This window comes from Phaeovulum sp., assembly GCF_030684035.1.
In the GTDB taxonomy this organism is placed as follows: Bacteria; Pseudomonadota; Alphaproteobacteria; order Rhodobacterales; family Rhodobacteraceae; genus UBA6213.
The window spans coordinates 22,173-46,567 of sequence record NZ_JAUXPI010000058.1 but is presented as its reverse complement, the minus strand read 5'-3'; the positions used below and the strand labels follow the sequence as shown (position 1 = coordinate 46,567).

21 protein-coding genes are annotated in these 24,395 nt (G+C 64.7%); 11 read left to right on the top strand and 10 right to left on the bottom strand.

Annotated elements, in window-relative coordinates:
- The first annotated feature begins 36 nt into the window (after positions 1-36).
- The 4 genes from Q8J98_RS13190 (at position 37) to grxD (ending at position 4,187) form a co-directional block, all read left to right on the top strand.
- A complete protein-coding gene (locus tag Q8J98_RS13190) occupies positions 37-948 on the top strand; it encodes a LysR family transcriptional regulator (protein ID WP_305294775.1) in 912 nt (303 codons plus the stop codon).
- Positions 949-1,219: 271 nt separating this feature from the next.
- On the top strand, positions 1,220-3,379 hold the full coding sequence (purL, locus tag Q8J98_RS13185; RefSeq protein WP_305294774.1) for a phosphoribosylformylglycinamidine synthase subunit PurL: 2,160 nt from the start codon (positions 1,220-1,222) through the stop codon (positions 3,377-3,379).
- A gap of 180 nt (positions 3,380-3,559) precedes the next feature.
- Positions 3,560-3,802 (top strand): BolA/IbaG family iron-sulfur metabolism protein, encoded by a 243-nt coding sequence (locus Q8J98_RS13180; protein ID WP_305183690.1) that lies wholly within the window; start codon positions 3,560-3,562, stop codon positions 3,800-3,802.
- A 22-nt stretch (positions 3,803-3,824) separates the two neighbouring features.
- Complete coding sequence (gene grxD / locus Q8J98_RS13175; protein ID WP_305294773.1) at positions 3,825-4,187, top strand: Grx4 family monothiol glutaredoxin; 363 nt, start codon at positions 3,825-3,827, stop codon at positions 4,185-4,187.
- A 14-nt stretch (positions 4,188-4,201) separates the two neighbouring features.
- Here grxD and Q8J98_RS13170 read toward each other — a convergent pair whose 3' ends face one another.
- Positions 4,202-6,547 carry an aldehyde dehydrogenase family protein gene (locus Q8J98_RS13170; protein ID WP_305294772.1) on the bottom strand — a complete coding sequence of 782 codons (2,346 nt, stop codon included), beginning with the start codon at positions 6,545-6,547 and terminating at the stop codon, positions 4,202-4,204.
- Positions 6,548-6,555: 8 nt separating this feature from the next.
- On the bottom strand, positions 6,556-7,524 hold the full coding sequence (deoC, locus tag Q8J98_RS13165) for a deoxyribose-phosphate aldolase (protein ID WP_305294770.1): 969 nt from the start codon (positions 7,522-7,524) through the stop codon (positions 6,556-6,558).
- A 229-nt stretch (positions 7,525-7,753) separates the two neighbouring features.
- On the opposite strand from deoC, the gene Q8J98_RS13160 reads away from it, so the two are divergent.
- Positions 7,754-8,089 (top strand): hypothetical protein, encoded by a 336-nt coding sequence (locus Q8J98_RS13160; RefSeq protein WP_305294768.1) that lies wholly within the window; start codon positions 7,754-7,756, stop codon positions 8,087-8,089.
- Here Q8J98_RS13160 and Q8J98_RS13155 read toward each other — a convergent pair whose 3' ends face one another.
- The 7 genes from Q8J98_RS13155 to Q8J98_RS13125 all read right to left on the bottom strand — a co-directional run bounded on the left by Q8J98_RS13155 (position 8,090) and on the right by Q8J98_RS13125 (position 15,387).
- Positions 8,090-8,767, bottom strand: coding sequence for a DUF1523 family protein (locus Q8J98_RS13155; protein WP_305294766.1), 678 nt, complete (start codon positions 8,765-8,767; stop codon positions 8,090-8,092). It abuts the gene before it with no gap.
- 9 nt (positions 8,768-8,776) lie between these two features.
- Positions 8,777-9,049, bottom strand: a complete 273-nt coding sequence (locus tag Q8J98_RS13150) for a hypothetical protein (RefSeq protein WP_305294765.1) — start codon at positions 9,047-9,049, stop codon at positions 8,777-8,779.
- Positions 9,046-10,401 carry a DUF6638 family protein gene (locus tag Q8J98_RS13145; protein ID WP_305294764.1) on the bottom strand — a complete coding sequence of 452 codons (1,356 nt, stop codon included), beginning with the start codon at positions 10,399-10,401 and terminating at the stop codon, positions 9,046-9,048. Before Q8J98_RS13145 ends, Q8J98_RS13150 begins: the two co-directional genes overlap by 4 nt.
- Positions 10,402-10,575: 174 nt before the next feature.
- Positions 10,576-11,178, bottom strand: a complete 603-nt coding sequence (locus Q8J98_RS13140; RefSeq protein WP_305294763.1) for a hypothetical protein — start codon at positions 11,176-11,178, stop codon at positions 10,576-10,578.
- On the bottom strand, positions 11,178-13,112 hold the full coding sequence (locus tag Q8J98_RS13135) for an ATP-binding protein (RefSeq protein WP_305294762.1): 1,935 nt from the start codon (positions 13,110-13,112) through the stop codon (positions 11,178-11,180). The genes Q8J98_RS13140 and Q8J98_RS13135 overlap by 1 nt, the downstream gene beginning before the upstream one ends.
- Positions 13,113-13,190: 78 nt before the next feature.
- Positions 13,191-14,321, bottom strand: coding sequence for a hypothetical protein (locus tag Q8J98_RS13130; protein ID WP_305294761.1), 1,131 nt, complete (start codon positions 14,319-14,321; stop codon positions 13,191-13,193).
- Positions 14,311-15,387, bottom strand: a complete 1,077-nt coding sequence (locus tag Q8J98_RS13125) for a hypothetical protein (protein ID WP_305183679.1) — start codon at positions 15,385-15,387, stop codon at positions 14,311-14,313. The genes Q8J98_RS13130 and Q8J98_RS13125 overlap by 11 nt, the downstream gene beginning before the upstream one ends.
- 146 nt (positions 15,388-15,533) lie before the next feature.
- On the opposite strand from Q8J98_RS13125, the gene Q8J98_RS13120 reads away from it, so the two are divergent.
- Positions 15,534-16,814, top strand: a complete 1,281-nt coding sequence (locus Q8J98_RS13120; RefSeq protein ID WP_305294759.1) for an acetylornithine deacetylase/succinyl-diaminopimelate desuccinylase family protein — start codon at positions 15,534-15,536, stop codon at positions 16,812-16,814.
- A 145-nt stretch (positions 16,815-16,959) separates the two neighbouring features.
- Positions 16,960-18,432, top strand: a complete 1,473-nt coding sequence (locus Q8J98_RS13115) for an ABC transporter substrate-binding protein (protein WP_305294758.1) — start codon at positions 16,960-16,962, stop codon at positions 18,430-18,432.
- A 66-nt stretch (positions 18,433-18,498) separates the two neighbouring features.
- On the opposite strand, the gene Q8J98_RS13110 is transcribed toward Q8J98_RS13115, so the two are convergent.
- Entirely contained in the window at positions 18,499-19,323 is an 825-nt protein-coding gene (locus Q8J98_RS13110) for a L,D-transpeptidase (RefSeq protein ID WP_305294757.1), read from the bottom strand.
- Positions 19,324-19,583: 260 nt separating this feature from the next.
- On the opposite strand from Q8J98_RS13110, the gene Q8J98_RS13105 reads away from it, so the two are divergent.
- The 4 genes from Q8J98_RS13105 to Q8J98_RS13090 are packed head-to-tail and all read left to right on the top strand — an operon-like array spanning position 19,584 to position 24,365.
- Positions 19,584-20,528 carry an ABC transporter permease gene (locus tag Q8J98_RS13105; RefSeq protein WP_305183675.1) on the top strand — a complete coding sequence of 315 codons (945 nt, stop codon included), beginning with the start codon at positions 19,584-19,586 and terminating at the stop codon, positions 20,526-20,528.
- On the top strand, positions 20,525-21,334 hold the full coding sequence (locus Q8J98_RS13100) for an ABC transporter permease (protein ID WP_305294756.1): 810 nt from the start codon (positions 20,525-20,527) through the stop codon (positions 21,332-21,334). Before Q8J98_RS13105 ends, Q8J98_RS13100 begins: the two co-directional genes overlap by 4 nt.
- Positions 21,331-22,920 (top strand): ABC transporter ATP-binding protein, encoded by a 1,590-nt coding sequence (locus Q8J98_RS13095; RefSeq protein WP_305294755.1) that lies wholly within the window; start codon positions 21,331-21,333, stop codon positions 22,918-22,920. The genes Q8J98_RS13100 and Q8J98_RS13095 overlap by 4 nt, the downstream gene beginning before the upstream one ends.
- Positions 22,917-24,365: an aldehyde dehydrogenase family protein gene (locus tag Q8J98_RS13090; RefSeq protein ID WP_305294753.1), complete on the top strand. Its 1,449-nt coding sequence runs from the start codon at positions 22,917-22,919 to the stop codon at positions 24,363-24,365. The genes Q8J98_RS13095 and Q8J98_RS13090 overlap by 4 nt, the downstream gene beginning before the upstream one ends.
- The last annotated feature ends 30 nt before the right edge of the window (positions 24,366-24,395 follow it).

Here is a 24,395-nt window from a genome sequence, read left to right as displayed (position 1 = left end):
CGCTATGGTGGCACCTGATAGCAGAAAGTGACCGGAATGGATTGGGACAAGCTCAGAATCTTTCACGCGGTGGCCGATGCCGGGTCGCTGACCCATGCGGGCGACACGCTGCGGCTTTCGCAATCGGCGGTCAGCCGACAGATCCGGGCGCTGGAAGAGAGCCTCGGGACCACCCTGTTTCACCGCCACGCGCGGGGGCTGATTCTCACCGAGCAGGGCGAGTTGCTGTTTGATGCCACCTCGACCATGGCGCGCAAGCTGGAGAGCGCGGCGGCACGCATACGCGACAGCGAATCGGAGGTGTTCGGCGAGCTCAAGGTGACCACGACCATGGGCTTTGGCACGCTCTGGCTGGCACCAAGGCTGATCAAGCTCTATGACCGCTACCCGGACCTGAAGATCGACCTGATGCTGGAGGAACGGGTGCTGGACCTGCCGATGCGGGAAGCTGACGTGGCGATCCGGATGAAAGAGCCGAGCCAGGCAGACCTGATCCGCAAGCGATTGATGAACATCCGCATGCGGCTTTACGCCTCGCCGGAATACCTCGAGCGGTCGGGCACGCCGACGCGGCTGGAGGAGCTTTCGGGACATCGGCTGATCTGCCAGAACCCGGCGACACCGCAGGTGTCCGCCGGGGCCGAGCTTTCCAACAAGCTCCTGTCCTACGACATTCCCTCGTCGTTGACGGTCAACAACTACTTTGGCGTGTTGCAGGCGGTGCTGAACCATATCGGCATCGGCGTGCTACCCGATTATCTGACCGCCGATTTCCCGTTTCTGGTGCGGGTGCTGCCCGAAATCGAGTCGGTCGATGTGCCGGTGTTCCTTGCCTACCCGGAGGAATTGCGCCAATCGCGCCGGGTCGCGGCGTTCCGCGACTTCGTGCAGGAAGAGGTCATCGCCTATCGCCGCCGCCAGAGCGACGTGATCACAACTGCCGATTGAGGTGAGGCATGTTGGCAACGCATGGCCGCCATGTTGCACTCGCAGCAATTTGTGACTTGAACCCTTCGCACCGTGCCCATAAATCGGGCGATGAAGACGGTGGTTTGAGGAAACTCTCATCGGCTTCTACCTCCCTGTTGGACTTGGGCCGAGCTTTTGCTCGGCCTTTTTTTCGTGCCGGGCGCTGGCGGGCGTTGCGGCCATGCGATTCTGCGCTTTCCCGATGCCGGGCGCTCATTTATGACGCGGGCAGCATGCCGAGGGGGCCAAGATGGACGAGCCGAAGATCACGCCTGAGCTGATTGCCGCGCACGGGATGAAACCCGATGAATACGCGCGCCTGCTGGAGATCATCGAGCGGGTGCCGACATTCACCGAGCTTGGCATCTTTTCGGCGATGTGGAACGAACATTGCAGCTACAAATCCTCGAAGAAATGGCTGCGCACGCTGCCCACGACCGGGCCGCAGGTGATTTGCGGGCCGGGCGAAAACGCCGGTGTGGTCGATATCGGCGACGGCCAGGCGGTGATCTTCAAGATGGAGAGCCACAACCACCCGAGCTACATCGAGCCACATCAGGGTGCGGCCACCGGCATCGGCGGCATTCTGCGCGATGTGTTCACCATGGGGGCGCGGCCGATCGCGGCGATGGACAGCCTCAGCTTTGGCCTGCCGAGCCACCCGAAAACCGCGCATCTGGTGAAGGGCGTGGTTGAGGGCATCGGTGCCTATGGCAACGCTTTCGGCGTGCCCAATGTCGGTGGCGAGGTGCGCTTTCACCGCAGCTACAATGGCAACTGTCTGGTCAATGCCTTCGCCGCAGGGCTGGCCGATGCCGACAAGATATTCTATTCCGCCGCCTCGGGGGTCGGCATGCCGGTGGTCTATCTCGGGGCCAAGACCGGGCGCGACGGGGTGGGTGGTGCCACCATGGCCAGCGCCGAGTTCGACGACACGATCGAGGAAAAGCGCCCGACGGTGCAGGTCGGCGACCCCTTCACCGAAAAATGCCTGCTCGAAGCCTGCCTCGAGCTGATGGCCTCGGGAGCGGTCATATCGATTCAGGACATGGGCGCGGCGGGGCTGACCTGCTCGGCGGTGGAAATGGGCGACAAGGGCGGGCTTGGCATCAGGCTCGACCTCGACCGGGTGCCAGTGCGCGAGGTCGGCATGACCGCCTACGAAATGATGCTGTCGGAGTCACAGGAACGCATGCTGATGGTGCTGAAGCCCGAGCGAGAGGCAATGGCGCGGGCGATCTTCGAGAAATGGGATCTGGATTTCGCCATTGTCGGCGAAACCATTGCCGAGGACAGGTTCCTGATTTTGCATGGTAACGAGGTGAAGGCCGATCTGCCGTTGTCGAAACTGTCCTCCAGCGCCCCGGAATACGACCGGCCCTGGGTCGAAACGCCCGCCTCCGCAGCTTTGGGCGAGGTGCCCGCGATTGCACCGATTGCCGCGCTCCGCGCGCTGATCGGCAGCCCGAACTACGCCCACAAGGCCTGGGTCTGGGAACAATACGATTGCCAGGTGGGGGCCGATACCCTGCGCCGCCCAGGCATGGGCGCGGGCGTGGTGCGGGTGCATGGCTCCACCAAGGCGCTGGCCTTCACCTCGGACGTGACGCCGCGCTACGTCAAGGCAAACCCCTTTCAGGGCGGCGCGCAGGCGGTGGCCGAGGCCTGGCGCAACCTCGTCGCGGTCGGCGCGCTGCCGCTGGCCGCGACCGACAACCTCAACTTCGGCAACCCGGAAAAGCCCGCGATCATGGGGCAGCTGGTGGGCGCGGTGAAGGGCATCGGCGCGGCCTGCCGGGCGCTCGATTTCCCGATCGTTTCGGGCAATGTCTCGCTTTACAACGAAACCGACGGTGCCGGGATATTGCCGACCCCGACGATTGGCGGCGTCGGCCTGCTCGCCTCGCTTGACGATCTGATTTCGGGGCTGCCCGGTGCAGGCGATCTGGCGCTGGTGATTGGCCGCACCGAAGGCCACCTCGGGCAAACGGCGCTTTTGGCCGAGGCCTTCGGGATCGAGGCAGGCGATGCGCCGCATGTGGACCTTGTGGCCGAGCGCAAGCACGGCGAATTCCTGCTTGCTAGCCGCAAACTGGTCTCGGCGGCCAGTGACCTTGCCGATGGCGGGCTGGCGCTTGCGGCGTTCGAAATGGCCGAGGCCGCCGGAATTGGCGTCAGCCTGGAGAGCGGCGATATCGGCCAGCTTTTTGGCGAGGATCAGGCGCGCTATCTGGTTGCCTGCACCCCGGCCAATGCCGAAGCACTGGCGGCGGCGGCGGCGCAAGCCGGGGTGCCGCTGGCGCGGGTCGGGCAATTTAGCGGGGCTACGGTCAGCCTTGGCGGTGATGCGGCCCCGCTCGCCGGGCTTTCAGCGCTCTATCGCTCGGCTTTCGCCGAAGCGGTGGCCTGAAAGCGGCGGGGGGCTTTCCGCCCCCCGTTCCCCCCGAGGGTATTTGAACGTTGAAGAAGATCGGCGTCTTTAACGCCCAAATACCCCCGCCGGAGGCCAGCGCGGCAGGCGGGTGCGCGGCGGCACTTGCAGCGCGGCGTGGGTCGCCTTAAATCTGGTCGCAACAGCAAGGAGCCGCGCATGGCCATCGAAGCCCACGACATCGAGACCCTCATCCGCGCCCGCTTTCCCGAAGCGCGGATTACCATCACCGATCTGGCGGGCGACGGGCGGCACTGGTCTGCCGAAGTGGTGGACGCCAGCTTCAAGGGGATGAACCGCGTCGAGCAGCAGCGCGCGGTGTATGCCGCGTTGAAATCGCAGATGGACGGTGCGCATGGCGAGTTGCACGCGCTGGCGCTGACCACCAAGGCGCTTGAGTAGAATTTTTCGCAAAGGAACCAAGATGACCGACGCGCTGACCACGATCCGCGAGACTGTCGCAATGAATGATGTGGTGCTTTACATGAAGGGCACCAAGGAAATGCCGAAATGCGGGTTTTCGAGCCGCATTGCCGGGGTGCTCAATTTCATGGGCGTCAGCTTCAAGGATGTGGACGTGCTGGCGGATGCCGAGGTGCGGCAGGGGATCAAGGACTTTTCCGAATGGCCGACGATTCCGCAGCTATACGTCAAGGGCGAATTTGTCGGCGGCTGCGACATCGTTACCGAGATGACGCTTTCGGGCGAGCTTGACGCGCTGTTTGACGCCAAGGGCATTGCCTACAGCAAGGACGCCGCCGCGAAGATCCGCGAAGCCAACGGCTGAGTGGCGCGGCCGGGTCACTCGCCGTAGGGCACCCAGATATTCTTAACCTGCGTCGCCCGGGCAAGGAACCTTGGGCCCTGCGCGCCCGGTCCCTGCCAATCACGGTTGCGCAGGGTCCATGTGGCTTTGAGGTTTCCGGCACTTTCAGCCTCGACCATGGCACCGCCTTCAGCGCTGCCGCAATACCACATCGCCGCCACGTCATCATGCTGGGCAAGGGTCTTGGCCAGTTCGTCGCGCGCGCCGGTGATGATGTTGACGACACCGCCGGGCAGGTCCGAGGTATCGAAGACCTGATAGAGGTCGGTAGCCGCGAAGGGCATCGACTGGGCGGGAATTGCCACCACCCGGTTGCCCATGGCGATGGCCGGGGCAACGAGGCTGACAAAACCGAGAAGGGGCGCTGCGTTGGGGCAGGCGATGCCCATCACGCCGAAGGGTTCCGGCATGGCAAGGGTGACATGCGCCGACTTGGTCGCATGCACCGCGCCATCAAATTTGTCGGCCTGGGCGGCGTAGTAGAAGAGGCGGCGGATCGAGGCCTCGACCTCGGCAGCGTCGCCCCCGGCGCTTGCAAGGCGCGCGGCAAACTCCGCGGCGCGGGCCGAAAGGTTTTCGGCGATGAAATAGAGCACCTGGGCGCGGTTGTGGCCGGTGGCCTTGCCCCAGCCTGCGGCCTTGTGCGCCGCCTCGACCGCGTTGCGGATATCCTTGCGGTTCCCCAAAGGGGCGAGGCCCAGATGCGTGCTGCCTGCGTTGACCGCGTAGGAATAGCCACCATCGGGGCGCTTCTGCGCGCCGCCGATGTAGATTTTCGCGGTGCGGTCGATGCCCGGGGCAGCAGGGGTGCCCGGCAGCGGCGCGGCATCGAGCCGGGTCGGTGCCGCCTCGGGCTGCGGTTTCGGTTCGGGAAGCTTTAGGTATTCGGCCATCCCCTCGCGCCCGCCCTCGCGGCCAAAGCCGCTTTCGCGCATGCCGCCAAAGCCTGCGCCCGCGTCAAAGAGGTTGGTGGCGTTGACCCAGATCACTCCCGCCTTGACCCGTGCGGCGATATCGAGCGCCAGCGAAATATTCTCGGTCCAGATCGAGGCGGCGAGGCCGTAGCGGGTGTTGTTGGCCAGTTCCACCGCCTCATCAAGCGTGCGGAACGAGGTGAGCGTGGCCACGGGGCCAAAGATTTCCTCGACCGCGACGGGGTTGGCGGGGTGCACCCCGGTCATGAAACCGGGGGCGAAGAAGCTGCCCTTGGCAGGCAGTTGGCATTCGGCCTGGACAAGCTGCGCGCCCGCCGCCTGGCCTTGCGCCACCAGATCGCGAATGCGGGCGAGTTGCACCGGGTGCACGATGGCGCCGATGTCGGTGCATTTGTCCAAGGGGTCGCCGAGGCGGAGTTTGCCGAGCCGCGCGGTGAGGCGGGCGGTAAAATCGGCCTCGGCCGCCTCGGCCACCAATATGCGGCTGCCGGCGCAACAGACCTGGCCCTGATTGAACCAGATCGCATCGACCACGCCTTCAACGGCGGCGTCAAGATCGGCGTCGGCAAAGACGATGAAGGGCGATTTGCCGCCAAGTTCAAGCGTGAGTTTCTTGCCCGTGCCTGCGGTGGCGCGGCGGATGATGCGGCCAACCTCGGTTGAACCGGTGAAGGCGATCTTGTCGACGGGGGCTGCCACCAGCGCCGCGCCGGTTTCGCCATCGCCGGTGACGATGTTGACCACGCCGGGAGGCAGCCCGACTTCGGCACAGATTTCGGCGAAGGCGAGGGCGGAAAGCGGGGTGTATTCGGCGGGTTTGAGCACCACGGTATTGCCGGCGGCAAGCGCGGGGGCGATTTTCCAGGCGAGCATGAGCAGCGGGAAGTTCCACGGGATGATCTGGCCGCAGACACCCACGGGCACCGCATCGGGAAATTCATCGGCCAGCATTTCGGCCCATCCTGCGTGGTGGTAGAAATGCCGCGACACCAGCGGCACGTCGATATCGCGGGCTTCGCGGATTGGTTTTCCGTTATCCAGAACTTCCAGCACAGCCAGAAATCGATCCCGTTTCTGCACATGGCGGGCGAGCGCATACAGCCACTTCGCCCGTTCGTGCCCCGGCAGGGCGGCCCAAGCGGGCTGCGCCGCGCGCGCGGCGGCGACGGCTGCGGCGACATCTGCTGCGGTGCCTTGGGTTACCTCGGCCAGGTTTTCGCCAGTGGCGGGGTTGTCGATCGCAAAGGTCTTGCCCGCTGCGGTGAAGCCGCCATCGATGAAATGGCCGAACCGGCGGCGCGCCTTGAGCCATGCCAGTACCTCGGCTGCCGCCTCGGGGGCTGGGCCGTATTCCATTGTTTCGAGGATATCTTTTACCAAAGCCATGTCATCCCTCAGGCAAGCGCGTGGCGCGACGAGGACGCATAGCGCCCGGTGACGAAATGTTCGAGCTGCCGCTCGATGTCGCCCAGCATTGACGAGGCACCGAGGCGGAACAGGTCGGGGCGCAGCCAGTCGCGCCCCAGTTCCTCCATCATCAGCACCTGCCACGCAAGCGCGTCCTTTGCGGTTTTCATGCCCCCTGCGGGCTTGAAGCCGATCTTGAAGCCGGTGCGCGCGCCATAATCGCGCAGCGCGCGGGCCATGATCAGGCTGACCGGCAGGGTGGCGTTGACACCCTCCTTGCCGGTCGAGGTCTTGATGAAATCGGCACCTGCCTGCATTGCCACCACGCTGGCCTTGTAGACGTTGCGCAGGGTGCGCAATTCGCCGGTGGCGAGGATCGCCTTCATATGCGCCGCCCCCGCTGCCTCGCGCATGGCGGCGATTTCGTCGTGAAGCGCGGCCCATTCGCCGCCGAGCGCGAGGCCGCGCGAAATCACGATGTCAATCTCGGCCGCGCCTTCTTCGACCGAGTAGTGTATCTCGGCGAGGCGGAGTTTCAGCGGCATCAGGCCAGCCGGAAAGCCGGTGGCGACCGAGGCGACCGGAATGCCGGACCCGGCAAGCGCCTTTACCGCCGGGGCGACCATGGTCGGATAGACGCAGACCGCGCCGGTCTGCACCGCCTCAAGGCCGAGCCCGGCGAGAATGTGATCGGCCAGCGGTCGGCGCGCCTTGGCGCAAAGCCGGGCTACGCGGTCGGGCGTGTCGTCACCCGCCAGCGTGGTCAGGTCCATGCAGCGGATCGCGTTGACAAGCCATGCGGCCTGCCATTCCTTCTTCAGGCTGCGCCGCCCGGCAAGGCTTTCGCTGCGGCGCCCTGCCGCGGGGGTGTTTACCGCGACGCGCTCGAACCAGTCGGCTGCGAAGGCGTGGCCCGGGTTGCGCGGAAACTGCGGGGTCTTGGCATCCGGGGTCATGGGCGGGCAGGTTCCTGTTGCTGCGGCCGCTTTCGGCTGGCCATCCACCAAGGCTAGCGCCTTGATGCCGCCGCTTCAACGCATTGTGCGCAAAATCGGAGCCGGGGGTTGCGCCACGACCGCGCCGGGCGCGAGCGAGACCAATTTAGATAGAATGCGACGCATCAGGATTGCATTGCCCGCCCGGCCCGCTATCCCCTTGGTCGGGTGGGGTGCGGGTGGCAGGGGTATGGCGCGCGGTTCTGAGCACGAACCTACCGAGTTCGCGGTCGGGCGGCTGCTGGCCCAGGGCGAGGGCTGGCGCGCGCTGGTGCGCGATCTGGCCGCGCGCTGGCCCGAGGCAGACCCGCTTGATCTGGTAATGGCGCTGGTTGATGCCGCTGCCGCGATCGAGCGGATGTTTGCCCCCGGCAGCCATGCGCAGGAAGGCGCGGTGCATGGCTACCGCTGCGCCGCGCTTTTGTCGCTCGACATTCACGCCATGAACCGGCTCGGGATGCGTTGCGGCAGGGCCGCGGATCTCGCTGCCTATTGGCAGATCGACGGCTATTTCCTGCGACTTTGACTAGCGGCGCGGTCTGCCGCGAAAGGTGCCAAGCCAATCGACGAACCGGCCCCAGATGCCGCGCGCCTTTTTCGCCGCCGCCTCGCCACGGTCTTCAACCCCATCCCAGGCCTCGGCCACGTCCTGTGCCACCGGGTCGAGCATGCGCTCGCGAAATTGCAGCCACATCCGGCGCAACATCAGCGCAACGAGCAAGAGCACGGTCAGCACGACGATATTGACCCAAGGGATGATCCGCACATCGGGGCCTGCCACCGCCTTTACCGCCACCGCATTCGGATAAATCGAGAAGAACGGTATCCGCCAGCCGTAATGGGTGACCGAAACCCACTGCGGGTTGATCTTGTCGGAGCGCAGGTTGCTGGCTTCTGCCTGAAGGTTGGAACTGTCGTATTTGAAATAGGGCGGCCAGATCAGCCCGGTATCCTCGTTGCGATAGACGATCACCTTGTCGTTCGGGCGCGCCGTGGCGATAAAGCGGATGTCGCGGGTATTGGTGCCCTCGGCGGTGCCGGCATCGGGCGAGGCGTAGAACAGCGCATTCGCGCCGACCGTGGTGATGCGGTTGTAGGTTTCGGTAATGCGCACGATATCATGCTGCGGCAGCGTGTAATGCAGGAACAGGAACAGCGTGAGCACCACCGAGAGGCGGAAACCCCATTTGACATAGCGCCACATCGGCACCTCCTATTGCGCGTTCACGATGTAGATGATGACCGCCACCACCGCCATCGGAACGATGTAGACCAGCCAGATCAGCTTGTGCCGAAGGCTCTTTTCGTATTTCGCCATGCCCGCCTCAATGTAGGCCTCGCGGTCGGGTGCATCTTCGGGCGGGGCGGCATCCCATTTCTTTTCCAGCCGCTCGCGCTCGGTCGAGCGGGAATAGAGCGACAGCAGCCAGTAGAGCACCGACAGGCCGATGAGCGCGAAGAATGCCACCCGCAGAAATCCGATCATTTTCGCCCGCCTTTCACCGAGCCCCAGGGCCCGACCATTTCCACCAGATCACGCTGCGGCGCGGGCGCGGCATTGGCCATGTCGGGTTCGGGGCCGAACAGCTCTGCCCGCGCGCCAGCCTTGTCTAGCTGATATTCGCGCCCCAGAAAATCTGCCACATAGGCGCGCTTGGGTTCGGGCCAGGTGGCGTAGAGGCGGTAGAACAGTTCCTTGTGGCAGATGAAAAGCTGGCGCACATCCAGCGGCGCGAGTTCGGCCAAGAGCATGTTCACCAGGTCGCGGTTGGGCCCCTGCGTGGCGCGCATTGTGTAGAAATAGGCAGCGTGGCGGCTATCCATCTGCGGCCATGGCCCGCCCGCCTCGACCCAGCGCAGAAGCGCGGCAAGGCCCTGGAATTCATCGGGAAGCCGCGCGCCCAGGGATTGCGCCACCGCGCGCAAGGCGGCGCGCGTGGTGCCTTCGCCGGTGACAAGGCCAAGCCGGGTTGCCGCCTCGACCAGAATGAAATCCATCTTCTGCCGCAAGATCGCGCCCGAATCGGTGCCGCGCGCACGCACGATGGGTTCGGCGAGGCCGTTGATTTCCAGAAACTTCGCCACCTCGTTGCGCTGGCTGAGGTCATAAAGGTTCTTGATCGGCAGGCTGCCCAGCGCCTCGCGCGGCCCCACCGAAATCGCCGCCGGGTGTTCGACCGAGCGAAAGAGGTATAGCCCGCCGAAATGCGCGGTCCAGAAATCCGGCGTCTCGAAACTGGTAGAGCCAAGCAGCACCGGCTGGCGTGTCACATCGCCGGTTTTCTTGGCGAGACCAATCATTTGCGCGATCAGCACGTCATCCCACCAGGCGTCCGGTTCCTTGCGGAACCGCTCGATCAGGGTGGCAAGCTTCGCCGCCTCGGCCACATGCGCGCCGGTGGTATCGGCCACCACGCTGATGCGGTTGAAATCGAATAGCCGGGCGGGGGTATCAACCTCGTAGACCGAATCCTCCAGTTCCCCCGCCACCGCATCGCGCGCGGTGAGCGAGAATAGCTGCGCCTCGTTGGCCTCGATGAAGCGGGTCAGGATGGAGCGCCAGTTGGAAAACTGCGCGTTGAGCAGGGGGGCGTCCTTTTGCTCGGTCGAAAGCAGGATGAACTGCCGGTTGCAGCCCTTGGGGTTGAGATAAAGCTCATCGCCCAATTCATCGGCGATCTCGGGGGAAAAGCCGGCAAGGTCGATGTGGAATTCGGTGAGGGTGGTGGTGCGGCCGGAGAGTTGCTTCAAGGCGCGGTTGTAGCGCTCGACCAAGGCAGGCGCGTCGATGCGGATCAGGTTGCCGTACATCAGGCCGCGGGTGATGAGGCGTTTCATGGGGTTACCTTACGGTGCCGCAAAGTGCGAAGGGCAGCGCCCGAACCGAGGGGTGGGCGTAAAGCGCCCGCCCCGTGGGGGCGGTTCGGGCGCTGCCCGTGCTGGCGCACGGGCGGAAGGATGATTCGGATTGCGCACCTGCGCGACAATTGCGAGCCGCCTTTCCCAACCGACTCATTTCAATTTCCCCACCTTCGCCGCCAAATAGGAATGCACGTCGCTCAGTGTCTTATCAAACTTGGCGCGAAACTCGTCGCTATCGGAAAGCTTATCGTAAAGCACCCTCTCATCAATCAACTCTGCAAATCCACGCGCGGTGTCGGGGTCATCTTCACGCAGACTGTTGAGCAAGTTGTCGACGCCGAGCGTGAGGTCGATTTCTTGTTTGGTAATCGCCTCAAACTTTGACCTTATGGCAGGTTTCCAGAACGCATCTGTCTCAAGAAACAGGCCATCCAGTTCGTTGCGCGCCTCTCTGATCTGTTTGAGTCGAGTCACGAATGCGGCGTAGAGCCCCTTATCGCTTACGTCATCCGGAACGGTATCAGAATCCAAATCGCCGACGCTAGTTTCCCGATCCGTTACGGGCCTACGCGCCGACAGGACGGCGCTTCGATAGACACCAAGCGCAATAACGAGCCTTTGAACCAAGTCCCTGTTTGCCTGCCATTCATTCTGTTTTTTCCAAGTATTGACACCCAGACACGCCGCTATGGCACCAAGTAATGCAGCAATAGCTACAACCCAATCCGCAATGACACTCCAAATTGCACACATCACCCCCGCCCCTCCAGATACCTTCGCTTCGCCTCTTCCATCCGCCGCATGTCCCGCACCGCCCCTTCAATCGCCGCCTCGTCCGACTTGTCGGCATAGCGGAACTCGCTGTCGGCGTAGCGGTTGATTTCCTGCACCACCATTTCCACCGTGATCGGCGTGCGCAGATCGGCGATCATCGCGCGTTTGGCGTCGTAATCTCGAAACAGGAACAGCTCGGGGTCTTCCATCCAGAGATCGGGCAACTCGAAATCCATCGCCCGCACCTTGACCGCATCGGTGATGTTCTTGACCGCGCGGCCGGTAAAGCGCGGGTCGGCCTCCTGAATGGCCTTCAGATACGCCCCCAATTTGGCCAGCGTATCAAGCCGCCCCAGCCGCCCTTCCACCGCCTGCCACACCGTCACCAGCCCCGCCTCTTGCGGCCGCCCGTGCCGCTCGAAGCTTTCCGCCACCGCACGCCGGATCTCCTGAGCGCCGTAAAGATCGTGCTCGCCCAAGGGGATGGTGTGGTTGCGCCCCAGCAGCAGCGCCAGAATGTCGATGTAATCCTCGCGGCTTTGCGGCCCGTCGACCAGAAACCGCGCCCCGGCCCGCTGGCGCAAGGCATCGTCGACATTCTCGGGGTAGTTCGAGAACATCCCGAACGTGCAATTGCCGCGCACCACGGTGTTGGCCCCGGCAAAGGCCTCCATCAGCACCGCGGTTATTTCCTGCTGGCCGGTGGAGCTTTGCCGATCACCGCGCTTGCCCGCCACCTGATCGATGTCATCGACCGTGCCAAAGCCGATCACCGCCGGGTCCATCACCGAGGTGATGAAGGCCTTGGCGTTCTGCCCCGACTTGCCCTGATAGCTGTCGACATTGTCGATGCTCAGGTTCTGGTAGCGGAACGGGTAGCCCGCCACCTTGCAGTAATCGTTCAGCAATCCCGCCATCATCTGAATGAGCGTGGTCTTGCCGGTGCCCGGCTTGCCGTCGCCCATGAAGGTGAAGATGAAGCCGCCCATTTCGGCAAAAGGGTTCAGGCGGCGGTCGAAATCATAGGCCATCAGCATCTTCGCCAGCCGCATCGACTGGTATTTGGCGATGTGGTTCCCGACCACCTCATTGGGCTTCTTGAACGCCATGCTGAGCGTCGTGCCCTTGGCCTTGCGCGCCGGGGCAAACCCCGCGATCGGAAAATCATCTGCCGCCACCCGCCAGTTGGCACCGGTGAACGCCCCGAGCCGTGGCGCACTTTCGGCGCGCAGCCGCAGCTTTTCCATCAACTGCTCGGCATAGGCCAGCACCACCGCCACCAACCGCGCCTCGTCGCTGGAGAAGGCGGCGATGTCCTGATCCAGCTCCCAAAGCGCGCCGTGCAGCGCGAGGCTGGCGTTGTCGGTCAATATCTCCTCGACCGCCCCAACCTCGACCGTCACCTCGCTAGCCTGCGGTGCCAGCAGAAACGCCGTGGCATTGGCGAAAACCGAGAGCACCGCCAGCGCCTCGGCACTCAGCAACTCGCCAAACTCGCCCGCCTTCGCGCCCGGCAGCCGCGCTTCCAGATTGGCCTTTTTCAGTTCCGCGAGGCCCGTCGCCGTTGCAAATTCCTCGCCCACCGCCAGCGCAATCGCCAACGCCCGGCGCAGCCCTTGCACCACCGCGGCGCGCATCGGCCCCGGCAGATCGTCGCCGCCCACCGCCAGCACCCGCTCGGCCAGCCGCACCCCTTCGGCGCGCGCCACGGAACGCGTCACCAGCCCCGGCGTGGTCGAGCGGAACCGCGGCCGCGCGCCGATGCCGGGCGAGCGTTCCGCCACCGGCTCTATCGCTATCGCCTTCGCCAGCCGCGGCGCGTGGTCAAGCCCGGCGAGCAGTGCCGCCGCCGCGGCATAATGTGCCCGGATCGCCTCTTCCTTCAGCTCCATCTCGTCGCGCGGCATGCTCATCTCGAATTCCCTGCAATTGCTTCAGCAGAAATATCCTCCGGGGGTCCGGGGGTGGAAAACCCCCGGCCTTGCCCCGGCCTAGTTGTAAACCAGCACCCGCCCCTCGCGCCCGACCACGAACTTGCGCACCTCGCGGAACCCTTCGGGGTCCTTTTCGGCCAGCACCTGAAACGGGCGCTGCGGCAGAATGATCGACCGCGCCAGCCGGGTTGCCCCGAGGTCGGCACCGCGCCCGGAAAACGGGTCAAGCCGGAATACCTGGCGCTCGGTCTGGCTGAACCATCCCTTTTCCCATTCTACCCGCTCGCTCTCAAGCTCTTCCACCGCCCAGGCCAGCGCCCAGTCTTCGCCTTCGGGCGCATGCGCCTCTTCCAGCACCTCGCGGATCGGGCCGGTTTGCAGGGTGTAGACGCTCGAATACATCGGGCCAAGGTGGATGCGGCGCAGGCGTTTGGGGTGCAGGTCGTCAAAGTCTGCATCGAACCCGCCCGCGATGGTGACCAGCTTCAGCCCGCCCAGCGATTGCGCCAGAAGATGTGCCTGCACCTGCGGCCAGCGCCCCTGATCGAGCGGCAGCGCACGCCTGCCGCTGTCTTCGGCTTCCAGCAGATAGACCACCGGCACGTTGAGCTGGCTGTCATAAACCGCCCAGTGCAGAAGGTAGCTGCGCCGCCCTTTCGGCAGGTCGGCCAGCCATTGCGCGGTCGGGTGCATTTGCGGCCAGTAGAGCCCGCCCTTGGCCAGCGTCTCGTAATAAAGCCGCTGGCTCAATGCATATTGCAGCCTGGTGGGTATTTCGCGGGCACCGACAATCTGGCGGATCATCTCGTCCTTGATCTCGGCCACCGCCGCAATGCCGCGCAGATGCAGCGCCGCCTGCGCCGCGTCATTCGCCATGCTCGCCAGTTCCTGATAAATCGGAAAACCGCTTTCGTGCAGATCGATCGTCAGGTGCTTGGCCAGAAGCCCGTCGACACGCCCCGAAACCAGGTATTTGAGCGATAGCGCCCGGAAGCTGGCCGATATTGCGTTCACATAGCCCGCGAGCACGCCGGTATCGCGGCGGCTCAGGGATCGGTCAGCCTCCATCGCACCGGCCACCGACACCAAGAGCCGGGTGATGCGGTCGAACTTGGCAAAGTAGCGCCGCGCGGCAAGGTCATCATCCAGCCGCTTGTGGTCGCGGGTCAGGTTTGCTTCAGCCACCATAAAGGTTCTTGTCGTGTTTTTCGACGATCGCGGCGAAGCGGCGGGCAAAGCGTTCGTCGGCTTTCGCCTTTTGCTCCAGCACCTTGCGGGCGAAGACCATGTGGCCTTCGTGGGCTTCCAGCATTTCGGCCATACGCTGGTTGGTGGCGGCGCCAATGCCCGCCATCGCGGTCTGCGCCTCCTGGTCGGTCTGCACGCCGATTTCGTTGATGCGGTGTGCCACGTCCTGCTGCTGCGCGGTTTTCAGCGATTTGGTCAGCGCGTCATAGAGCACCACGCGCTGCTTGGTATCGGTGGCGAGCTTGTTGATCAGCACCATTTGCGTCGCGGCCTGATTTTGCAGGCTATCCACCCAGGTCTTGCCCTTTTCGATGTAGCGCTCCAGCGTCTGGCTTTTGGCGAGCTTCACCTGCTCGTCCTGCACCAAGGCGTTGTGGCGCACGTTGAGGTCGGCCAGTTCGCTCTCCAACCGCGTGCGCGCCGCCGCGTCCTGTTCCACCGCGATCTTGTTTTCCAATTCGATGATCTTCGGGTCGAGCGCCTCAATCTCGGCGCGCACCGATTCCAGCGCCGCCACGGTGGCCTCGCGATCGGCAAGCGTGTCGGTCAGGTTGGTTTCGACGCGTGCCTTTTGGGTGTTCAGTTCCGCAAGCTGGCCTTCCAGCAGCCGCACGATCACATCGGATTTGCCGATCAGGTCTTGCAGTTTGGCGTCGATGCTGGCGGTGCGCAGCCGCTCTTGCCGCATCGCTTCCGATTTTCCACGCGCGAAGACGCCAACGAAGCTTTCCCAACCGGTCTTGGTGCGCATCTGGTCGAAATCGCGCGAAAACCCGGCGGTCACATCGTCAAGGCCCATGATAAGCTCGGCGATATTGGCGTTCATCAGGTCGGCATGCGCCTGCACATCGGTCAGCGTGGCGTTTTCGATGTCAAGCGTGATGTCCTGCCCGGCCTCGGCCTTGACCCTTGCCGCCTCGATCCGCGCGGTCAGCGCGGCCATGCGGGCCTGGGTTTCGGCCACCTGCTTCTGGCTTTCCTCGATCTGCGCCTCAAAACTCGGCATCGGTGCCTCCAATGTTAACGACCTTCACAATCTGGTGCGCGTCGCATCGCATTTCCAGATCTGCCCGGTGAAAAGCTAGCGAAATCCGGCCCCGCCCGCTACCGCTTTCGGTTGCGGGGGGCGGGCAGCGGCGCTAGCGTTTCAACATGGACCAAACTGCCGCCATTTACGCCGAAATCGCCGCGCGCCGCGAAAGCCTGATCGCGCTGACGCAAGAACTGATCCGGATCCCGACACTCAATCCGCCGGGGCAGCACTACCGCGAGATTTGCGACTACCTCGCCGCAAGGCTGGAGCCGCAGGGCTTTGCCGTTTCGATGGTGCGCGCGGAGGGGGCACCGGGCGACAGCGAACAATTTCCCCGCTGGAACCTGATCGCGCGGCGTGAGGGCGGCGGGCCGGGCGATTGCGTGCATTTCAACAGCCATCATGATGTGGTCGAAGTGGGCCACGGCTGGAGCCGCGACCCGTTTGGCGGCGAGCTGGACGGCGGGCGCATTTACGGCCGCGGTGCCTGCGACATGAAGGGCGGGCTTGCCGCCAGCATCATCGCCGCCGAGGCGTTCCTTGCCGCCTGCCCCGGCTTTCGCGGTGCAATCGAGATATCGGCCACGGCGGATGAGGAATCGGGCGGCTTTGGCGGCGTCGCCTATCTGGCCGAGCGGGGCTGGTTCGCGCCCGAGCGGGTGCAGCATGTCATCATTCCCGAGCCCCTGCACAAGGACCGCATCTGCCTTGGCCATCGCGGCGTCTGGTGGGCCGAGATCGAGACCAAGGGGCGGATCGCGCATGGCTCGATGCCATTCCTGGGTGATTCGGCCATTCGCCACATGGGCGCGGTGCTGGAAGAGATCGAGGCGACGCTTTACCCGCTTCTGGCGGGCAAGCACACGGCAATGCCGGTGATCCCCGAAGGTGCCAGGCAATCGACGCTCAACATCAACTCGATACACGGCGGGCAGGCAGAGCCGCCCGCAGGCAATACCGGGCTGCCCGCGCCTTGCGTTGCAGACCGCTGCCGGATCATCATCGACCGCCGCTTTCTGATCGAGGAGGACGTGGCCGAGGTGAAGCGCGAGGTGACGGCACTGCTGGAGCGGGTCAAGGCGGCGCGGCCGACATTCGCCTATGAGGTGCGCGACATGTTCGAGGTGCAGCCGAGCATGACCGACCGCGAAGCGCCGATTGTGCGCAGCACCGCCGCGGCAATCGCGCGCGTGCTGGGGCGCGAGGCGCAATATGTGGTTTCCCCCGGCACCTATGACCAGAAACACATCGACCGCATCGGGCGGCTGAAAAACTGCATCGCCTATGGGCCGGGCGTGCTCGACCTTGCGCATCAGCCCGACGAATGGGTGGGGGTGGATGACATGGCCGACAGCGCGCGGGTGATGGCGCTGGTGCTGGCGGAGTTGTTGGCGCAGTGAGTGCAGCAACTGCCGTTCCGCAGGTGGAAATTTCTTTTCGAAGGCGGGCCCTTGGTGCATTGGGCTTGATTGGCGGGGGGTTCGGGGCAATCATGCGGCCGACCGAAGACGCGCCTGCGCACTCGGGTCAGACAAGGAGACATACATGAAGAGCTTGTTCAAACCGGCGTTTGCGGCGCTGCTTGTGAGCACCGGAATGGCTTGGGCCGCGCCCGATGCGATTACCGTGGGCATGGTGCTGGAGCCGCCAAACCTCGACCCGACTGCGGGGGCCGCAGCGGCGATTGATGAGGTGGTCTATGCAAACGTGTTCGAAGGCCTGACCCGATTTGGGGCTGACGGCGCGGTGCTTCCAGGGCTGGCCGAGGCCTGGGAAGTTTCGGCGGATGGCAGGATCTGGACCTTCTTTCTGCGTTCGGACGTGAAATTCCACGACGGCACCACGTTTGATGCCTATGACGTAGAGTTCAGTCTCAACCGCGCCCGCGCCGAAGACAGCACCAACGCGCAAAAGCCGCTGTTCGCCGGAATTGACCTGGTTGAAGTGTTCGAGCTGGGCAACATCGTGATTACCCTGAAAGAGCCGGATGGTGCTTTCCCGTGGAAAATGGCCTGGGGCGATGCGGTGATCGTGGCACCCGAAAGTGCCGCGACGCTGGCCACCAATCCGGTCGGCACCGGGCCCTTCGTGTTTTCCGAATGGGTGCAGGGCGATCATGTGACCTTGACCGCCAACGAAGACTACTGGGGGGGCAAGCCGGCCCTTGCGCGCGCCACATTCCGGTTCATCTCGGACCCGACGGCGGCATTTGCCGCGATGATGGCGGGCGATGTCGATGCCTTCCCGAACTTCCCCGCGCCGGAAACGCTGCCGCTTCTGGCCGCCGATCCGCGCTTCAAGGTGATCGTCGGCTCGACCGAGGGCGAAACCATTCTGGCGATGAACAACAAGGTCGCGCCGCTCGACAATGTGAAGCTGCGCGAGGCGATTGCCCATGCGATCAACCGGCAAGACATCATCGACGGCGCGATGTTCGGCTATGGCACGCCGATTGGCACGCATTTTGCCCCGCACAACCCCGACTATGTCGATCTGACCGGACTTTCGGCCTATAACCAGGAAATGGCGAAAAAGATCCTCGCCGACGCAGGCCTGAGCGGCATCAAGTTGCGGCTGGCGCTGCCGCCGCCCACCTATGCGCGGCGCGGTGGCGAAATCATCGCGGCGCAGTTGCGCGCCGTGGGGATCGAGACCGAGATCAGCAACCTCGAATGGGCGCAGTGGCTGGAACAGGTGTTCCGTGGCAAGGACTTTGACCTGACCATCGTCAGCCATACCGAGCCGATGGATATCGATATCTATTCGCGGCCTGACTATTATTTCCAATACGCGCGGCCCGAATTCGTGGCGCTCATCGACAAGCTCAAAGGCACCACTGACGCCACTGCGCGTTCGGAATTGCTGCGTCAGGCGCAGGAGATGATCGCCAAGGACTATGTCAACGGCTATCTGTTCCAGTTGGCCAAGACCGGCGTCGCCAATGCCAAGCTCGTCGGGCTTTGGGAGAATTCGCCGACCCAGGCGAATGATCTGACCGCCGTGCACTGGGTCGATTGAGCCCCGGCTTCGGAACGAAATGCGCCGCTCCCCACGCGGGGGGCGGCGTTTTCAATCGCGGTGGTTTCAGCCGCTGGTTGCCGGGGTCGGTGCCGGGGTAGCCGCGGCGGCGGCAAGGGCCGCAGCCTCTGCGGCCGCATTGGCGGCAACCATTTCAGCGTCGGCCTCGATTGCCGCAGTGTCGGAGGCAGCGACCAGATAGCCGGTGGAAAGCTCGACCACCGGACCTTCCATCGCAAGGCTTTCCGCGGGTGTGCGCACCTTCACCCGCATGCCCAGCTGCGATTCGTCGAAGAGGTCAATGATGTCCTGATTGAACAGCCGGATGCAGCCCGCCGAAGTGGCCTTGCCGATTGACGAAGGGTCCATGGTGCCGTGGATGCGATACATCGTATCCTTGCCGTCGCGGTAGAGGTAGAGGGCGCGCGCGCCCAGCGGGTTGTCGAGCCCGCCGGGCAGGCCGCCCGCAAGCGCCGCGTAGGTTTCAGGTTCCTGGCGGACCATGTTGGCGGTGGGGGTCCAGGAAGGGTATTCCTCGCGCCGCAGCACGGTTGCGCTGCCGCGAAAACCGCGCCCTTCGCGGCCCACGGCAATGCCGAAGCGCATCGCCCTGCCCGGTTCATAAATGTGGTAGAGAAACCGCGCATAGGGATCGACGACAAGCGAGCCGACCGGCTCGGTGCCTGTATAATCGACCCACTGGCGGCGGTTGCGCTGGTTCAGATAGCCGGGATTGACCGCCGGAATGACCCGTTCACCATCTTGCCGGGGGGCGTATTCGGGCGGCACCAAAGGCGCGAAAGCGGTTTCCTGCCCGGCACAGGCGGCGACAGCAAAGCCAAGGCAAAGCGAAAGCGCGCCGCGCCGGGAGATATTTTCAGGGTAGAACACACTGGCTCCTGCGATTGCGGGAATTGCACACGAATCCTGCCCCTTGCCGAGGCCGTGCGCGCATCTGGGCCTGTCGGTCGTGATCACGTCAAGCCCCCCTGCGTGGCAACGTCGGGGCGAAACGCCGGATTCAGCCTGCAACCGGGGTACGGAATGCGCATGCGCTGGCAACTGTTGCAGCTTTGCGCCACGCCGAAGGCCCGGAGCGGCTCTGGACCCCGGCGGGCGCAAGGGCTAGCCTGCGGTAAACGGGAGGGAAGATGGCGCGATACCTGCTCCGGCGACTGCTTTCGCTTGCGGCCAGTCTGGTTGCAGCGAGCCTGGTTATTTTCGCGGTCATCGAGGTGGTGCCGGGTGACCCCGCCGCCTACATGCTAGGCATGAACGCCGCCCCCGATACGGTGGCGGCGCTGCGCGAAAGCCTTGGGCTGAACGTGTCGCTGCCGGCGCGCTATGCAAACTGGCTGGGCGGCATGCTGGTGGGCGATTTCGGCATTTCCTACACCTACAAGGTGCCGGTGGCCGATCTGGTGGCGGACCGGCTGCTGATCTCATTGCCGCTGGCGGGGCTGGCGCTCGTGCTTTCCACCGCAATCGCGCTGCCGATCGGCCTTCTGGCGGCGGCGCGGCGCGGGCGCTGGCCAGATTACGCGGTGATGGGCGGCACGCAGCTGGGAATCGCGGTGCCGAACTTCTGGTTCGCGATGCTGCTGGTGCTCGCCTTCGCGCTGCATTGGCGGATTTTTCCGGCAGGCGGCTTTCCCGGCTGGGATGCACCGCTGATGGCGCTGCGCGCCCTTGCCCTTCCCGCTGTGGCGCTGGCGCTGCCGCAAGCGGCAATATTGGCGCGGGTGCTGCGTTCGGCGCTGATCGAGACGCTGGGGCAGGATTATATCCGCACCGCGCGCGCCAAGGGGCTGACCGGCGCGCAGGCGCTGACCCGCCACGCGCTGCGCAATGCGATGATCCCGGTGCTGACGATTCTGGGGATGCAGTTTTCCTTCCTGCTGGCGGGGGCGATCATCATCGAGAACGTGTTCTACATTCCCGGCCTCGGGCGGCTGATCTTTCAGGCGATTACCCAGCGCGACCTGATCGTGGTGGAATCGGTGGTGATGATTCTTGTTTTCGCGGTGATTCTTGTGACCTTTCTGACCGATCTTGCCTATGCCGCCGTGGACCCAAGGCTGAGGACGCGCGGATGAGGCCGGGGCTTGCCATCGGCATCGTTCTGGCGGGCGTCGCACTGGCCGCTGCGCTGACCTCGCTGGTCTGGACGCCCTATGACGTGACCGAGCTTGTGATCTCGCAAAAGCTGCAGGCACCGTCTGCCTTGCATTGGCTTGGCACCGACCATTTCGGCCGCGACATTGCGGCGATGCTGATGGTGGGGGCGCGCACTTCGCTGGCGGTGGCGCTGGTGGCGGTGGGCATCGGCATGGGAATTGGCGTGCCGCTGGGGCTGCTGGCGGCGTCGAAGCCCGGTTGGGCGGATGAGCTGACGATGCGCGGCAATGATCTGATCTTTGCCTTCCCTTCTCTGGTCATCGCGATTCTCATTACCGCCGTTTTCGGCCCCTCGGCGGTCAACGCCATCATCGCCATCGGCATTTTCAACATTCCGGTATTTGCCCGCGTCACCCGTGGCGGCGCGCTCAGCCTCTGGACGCTCGATTACATCCGCTCGGCGCAGGTCGCGGGCAAGGGGCGGGCGCGGATTTCGCTGGAACATGTTCTGCCCAACATCGCCAACCTGTTGATCGTGCAGGGCACGATCCAGTTTTCGCTGGGGATTCTGGCGGAAGCGGGCTTGAGCTACGTTGGCCTTGGCGCGCAGCCGCCGTTGCCAAGCTGGGGGCGGATGCTGGCCGAAGCGCAGACGATGGTGACGCTGGCCCCGCATGTTGCCATATTCCCCGGCCTTGCCATTGTCGCCACGGTGCTGGGCCTCAACCTTCTGGGCGACGGGCTGCGCGACGCGCTCGACCCAAGGCTGAGGCACGCGAGATGAGCTTGCTTTCGGTCACCGACCTTTCGGTTTCGATCAACGGCACGCCGCTTTTGGAAAAGGTGAGCTTTGCGCTGCAACCTGGCGAGATTTTCGGGCTGGTGGGCGAAAGCGGTTCGGGCAAGTCGCTGACCGCGCTGGCGTTGATGGGGCTGCTACCGGAGGGGGCAGTGACCACAGGGCACGCCGAGCTGGAAGGGCTGGACCTGCTCAACCAGACCGAAAGGGCGATGTGCGGCCTGCGCGGCAACCGCATCGGCATGATCTTTCAGGAACCGATGACGGCGCTCAACCCGCTGATGACGATCGGCGACCAGGTGGCGGAAACGCTGATGGTGCACCGTGCCCTGCCCCGCGCCGAGGCACTGGCGATTGCGCGCGAAAAGCTTGACCGCGTAGGTCTGCCCGAGCCGCGTTTTGGCTTGGGGCTTTTCCCGCACGAGCTTTCGGGCGGGCAGCGGCAACGGGTGGCAATTGCGCTTGCCATCGCGCTGAAGCCCGCGCTGTTGATTGCCGACGAGCCGACCACGGCACTTGATGTCATGACGCAGGCGCAGATTTTGGCGCTGCTGCGCGGTCTGGTCGAGGATGAGGGCATGGGCTTGTTGCTCATCACCCACGATCTGGCCGTGGTTGCGGGCCTGGCAAACACCACATCGGTCATGCAGACCGGGCGGATTGTCGAACAGGGGCCGACCGAAGCGCTGTTCCGCGCCCGCAAACACCCCTATACCGCAGCACTTTTTGCCGCCTCGGCGCATCAGCCCACGCGGATTGACATCGGCCTGTCGGTGCCGCTTCTGGAGGTGGATCGCGCCCTGCGCGCCTATACGCTCGCGCGGCCCTCGGCCTTTGCGCCGCGCCCGGTGCTGCACGCAGTCGATGGGGTTTCCTTCACCCTGCACCAGCGCGAGAGCCTTGGGCTGGTGGGTTCATCGGGTTGCGGAAAATCGACGCTGACCCGGGCGATACTGGGGCTCGACAGCCTCCAGGGCGGCGAGATCAGGCTTTCTGGCACCCGCGTCGGGCCAAAGCTGCCGAACGCGCTGCGCGCCGGGATGCAGGTGGTGTTTCAAGACCCCTATGGCAGTTTCAACCCGCGCTGGCGGGTGGACCGGCTGGTCGCCGAGCCATTCCATCTGCTGCCAAAGGCCCCCGCCGACTGGCGCGAGCGGGTGGCGGAGGCTTTGGTCGAGGTTGGCCTGCACCCCGACGACCGGCGCAAGTATATTCACGAGTTCTCCGGCGGCCAGCGCCAGCGCATTGCCATTGCCCGCGCGCTGATTACCCGACCCGATCTGATTGTGCTCGACGAGGCGGTGAGCGCACTGGATGTGCGGATCCGGGCGCAGGTGCTTGACCTTCTGGCCAGTTTGCGCAGAAGCCACGGGCTTGCCTATCTGTTCATCAGCCACGATCTGAGCGTGGTGCGCGCCATTACCGACCGGGTGCTGGTGATGGAGGCGGGCCGGATTGTCGAGGAAGGTCCGACAGAGGCGCTTTTTGCCGCGCCGCAGCACGAGGTAACCCGCCGCCTTGTCGCGGCGACGCCGCAAATACCCGCCGCATGGATGGAGCCGCAGACATGACCGTGACCGCCCTCTGGTTCGACCCGACCGAGATGCTGATCGGCGGCAGGTGGCTGAAACCGGCGGCGCATTTGCCGGTGGAGAACCCTTCGACCGGCGAACTGGTGGCCGAGATCGCGCGCGGCGGCGATTGGGAGATCGACGCGGCGGTGGCCGCCGCCGAGGCGGCGCTGGCGGGCGACTGGGGGCGGCTGAGCGCGACCGAGCGGGGGCGCATTCTGGCGCGGATCGGGCAGATGGTGCTGTCACGCGCCGACGCCCTGGCCGAAATCGAGGCGCAGGACGTGGGCAAGCCGCTCAAGCAGGCGCGCGCCGATGCGGTGGCACTGGCGCGCTACATGGAATTTTACGCCGGTGCCGCCGACAAGGTTATGGGCGAAACCATCCCCTATCTGCCCGGCTACACGGTTTATACCCTGCGCGAGCCGCATGGGGTAACCGGGCATATCGTGCCCTGGAACTACCCGATGCAGATCATCGGGCGCTCGGTCGGGGCGGCGCTGGCGATGGGCAACGCGGCGGTGTTGAAACCTGCCGAAGAGGCGAGCCTGACCGCGCTGGCTTTTGCGCGGATCGCGATGGAGGCGGGGTTGCCCGCCGGCGCGCTGAACGTGGTGCCGGGCCTTGGCGAAGAGGCGGGGGCGGCGCTGACCGCGCATCCTCGGGTGCGGCACCTTTCGTTTACCGGTTCGGTGGGGGTCGGTTCGCTGGTACAGGCGGCGGCGGCGCGCAACATCGTGCCGGTGACGCTGGAGCTGGGGGGCAAGTCTCCGCAACTGGTGTTTGCCGATGCCGATCTGGAAAAGGCGCTGCCCTTCCTCGTGAACGCGGGCATCCAGAACGCCGGGCAGACCTGTTCGGCCGCCTCGCGGATACTGGTGGAACGGTCGCGCTACGCCGAAGTGGTCGAGGCGATGGCGGCGCGCTACCGGGCCTTGCGCGTTGGCCCGGCAATGGCCGACCACGACCTCGGGCCGCTGATTTCGGCGCGGCAAAAGGCGGTGGTCGAGGGTTATTTCGCAGCGGGGTCAGACCTTACCGTAGCCGCCGAGGGGCGGATTGTGGCGGAGGCACCGGCGGGCGGGCATTATGTAGCGCCGCGGCTTCTGGCCGATGTGCGCCCCGGCCACCGGCTGGCACAGGAGGAAATATTCGGCCCGGCGCAGGTGGTGATTGCCTTCGACGACGAGGCCGAAGCGCTGGCGATTGCCAATGGCACCGAATTCGGGCTGGTGGCGAGCGTCTGGAGTGAGAACGGCGCGCGGCAGATGCGGCTGGCCAAGGGTCTGCGCGCCGGGCAGGTTTTCCTCAACAATTACGGGGCCGGGGGCGGGGTAGAACTGCCGTTCGGCGGGGTCGGCAAATCGGGGCATGGCCGCGAGAAGGGCTTCGAGGCGCTCTACGGGTTTTCGGTGCTGAAAACGGTTGCGGCGAGCCACGGCTAGGGGCCGGGACCGAGGGCCGGGGAAGCGAGG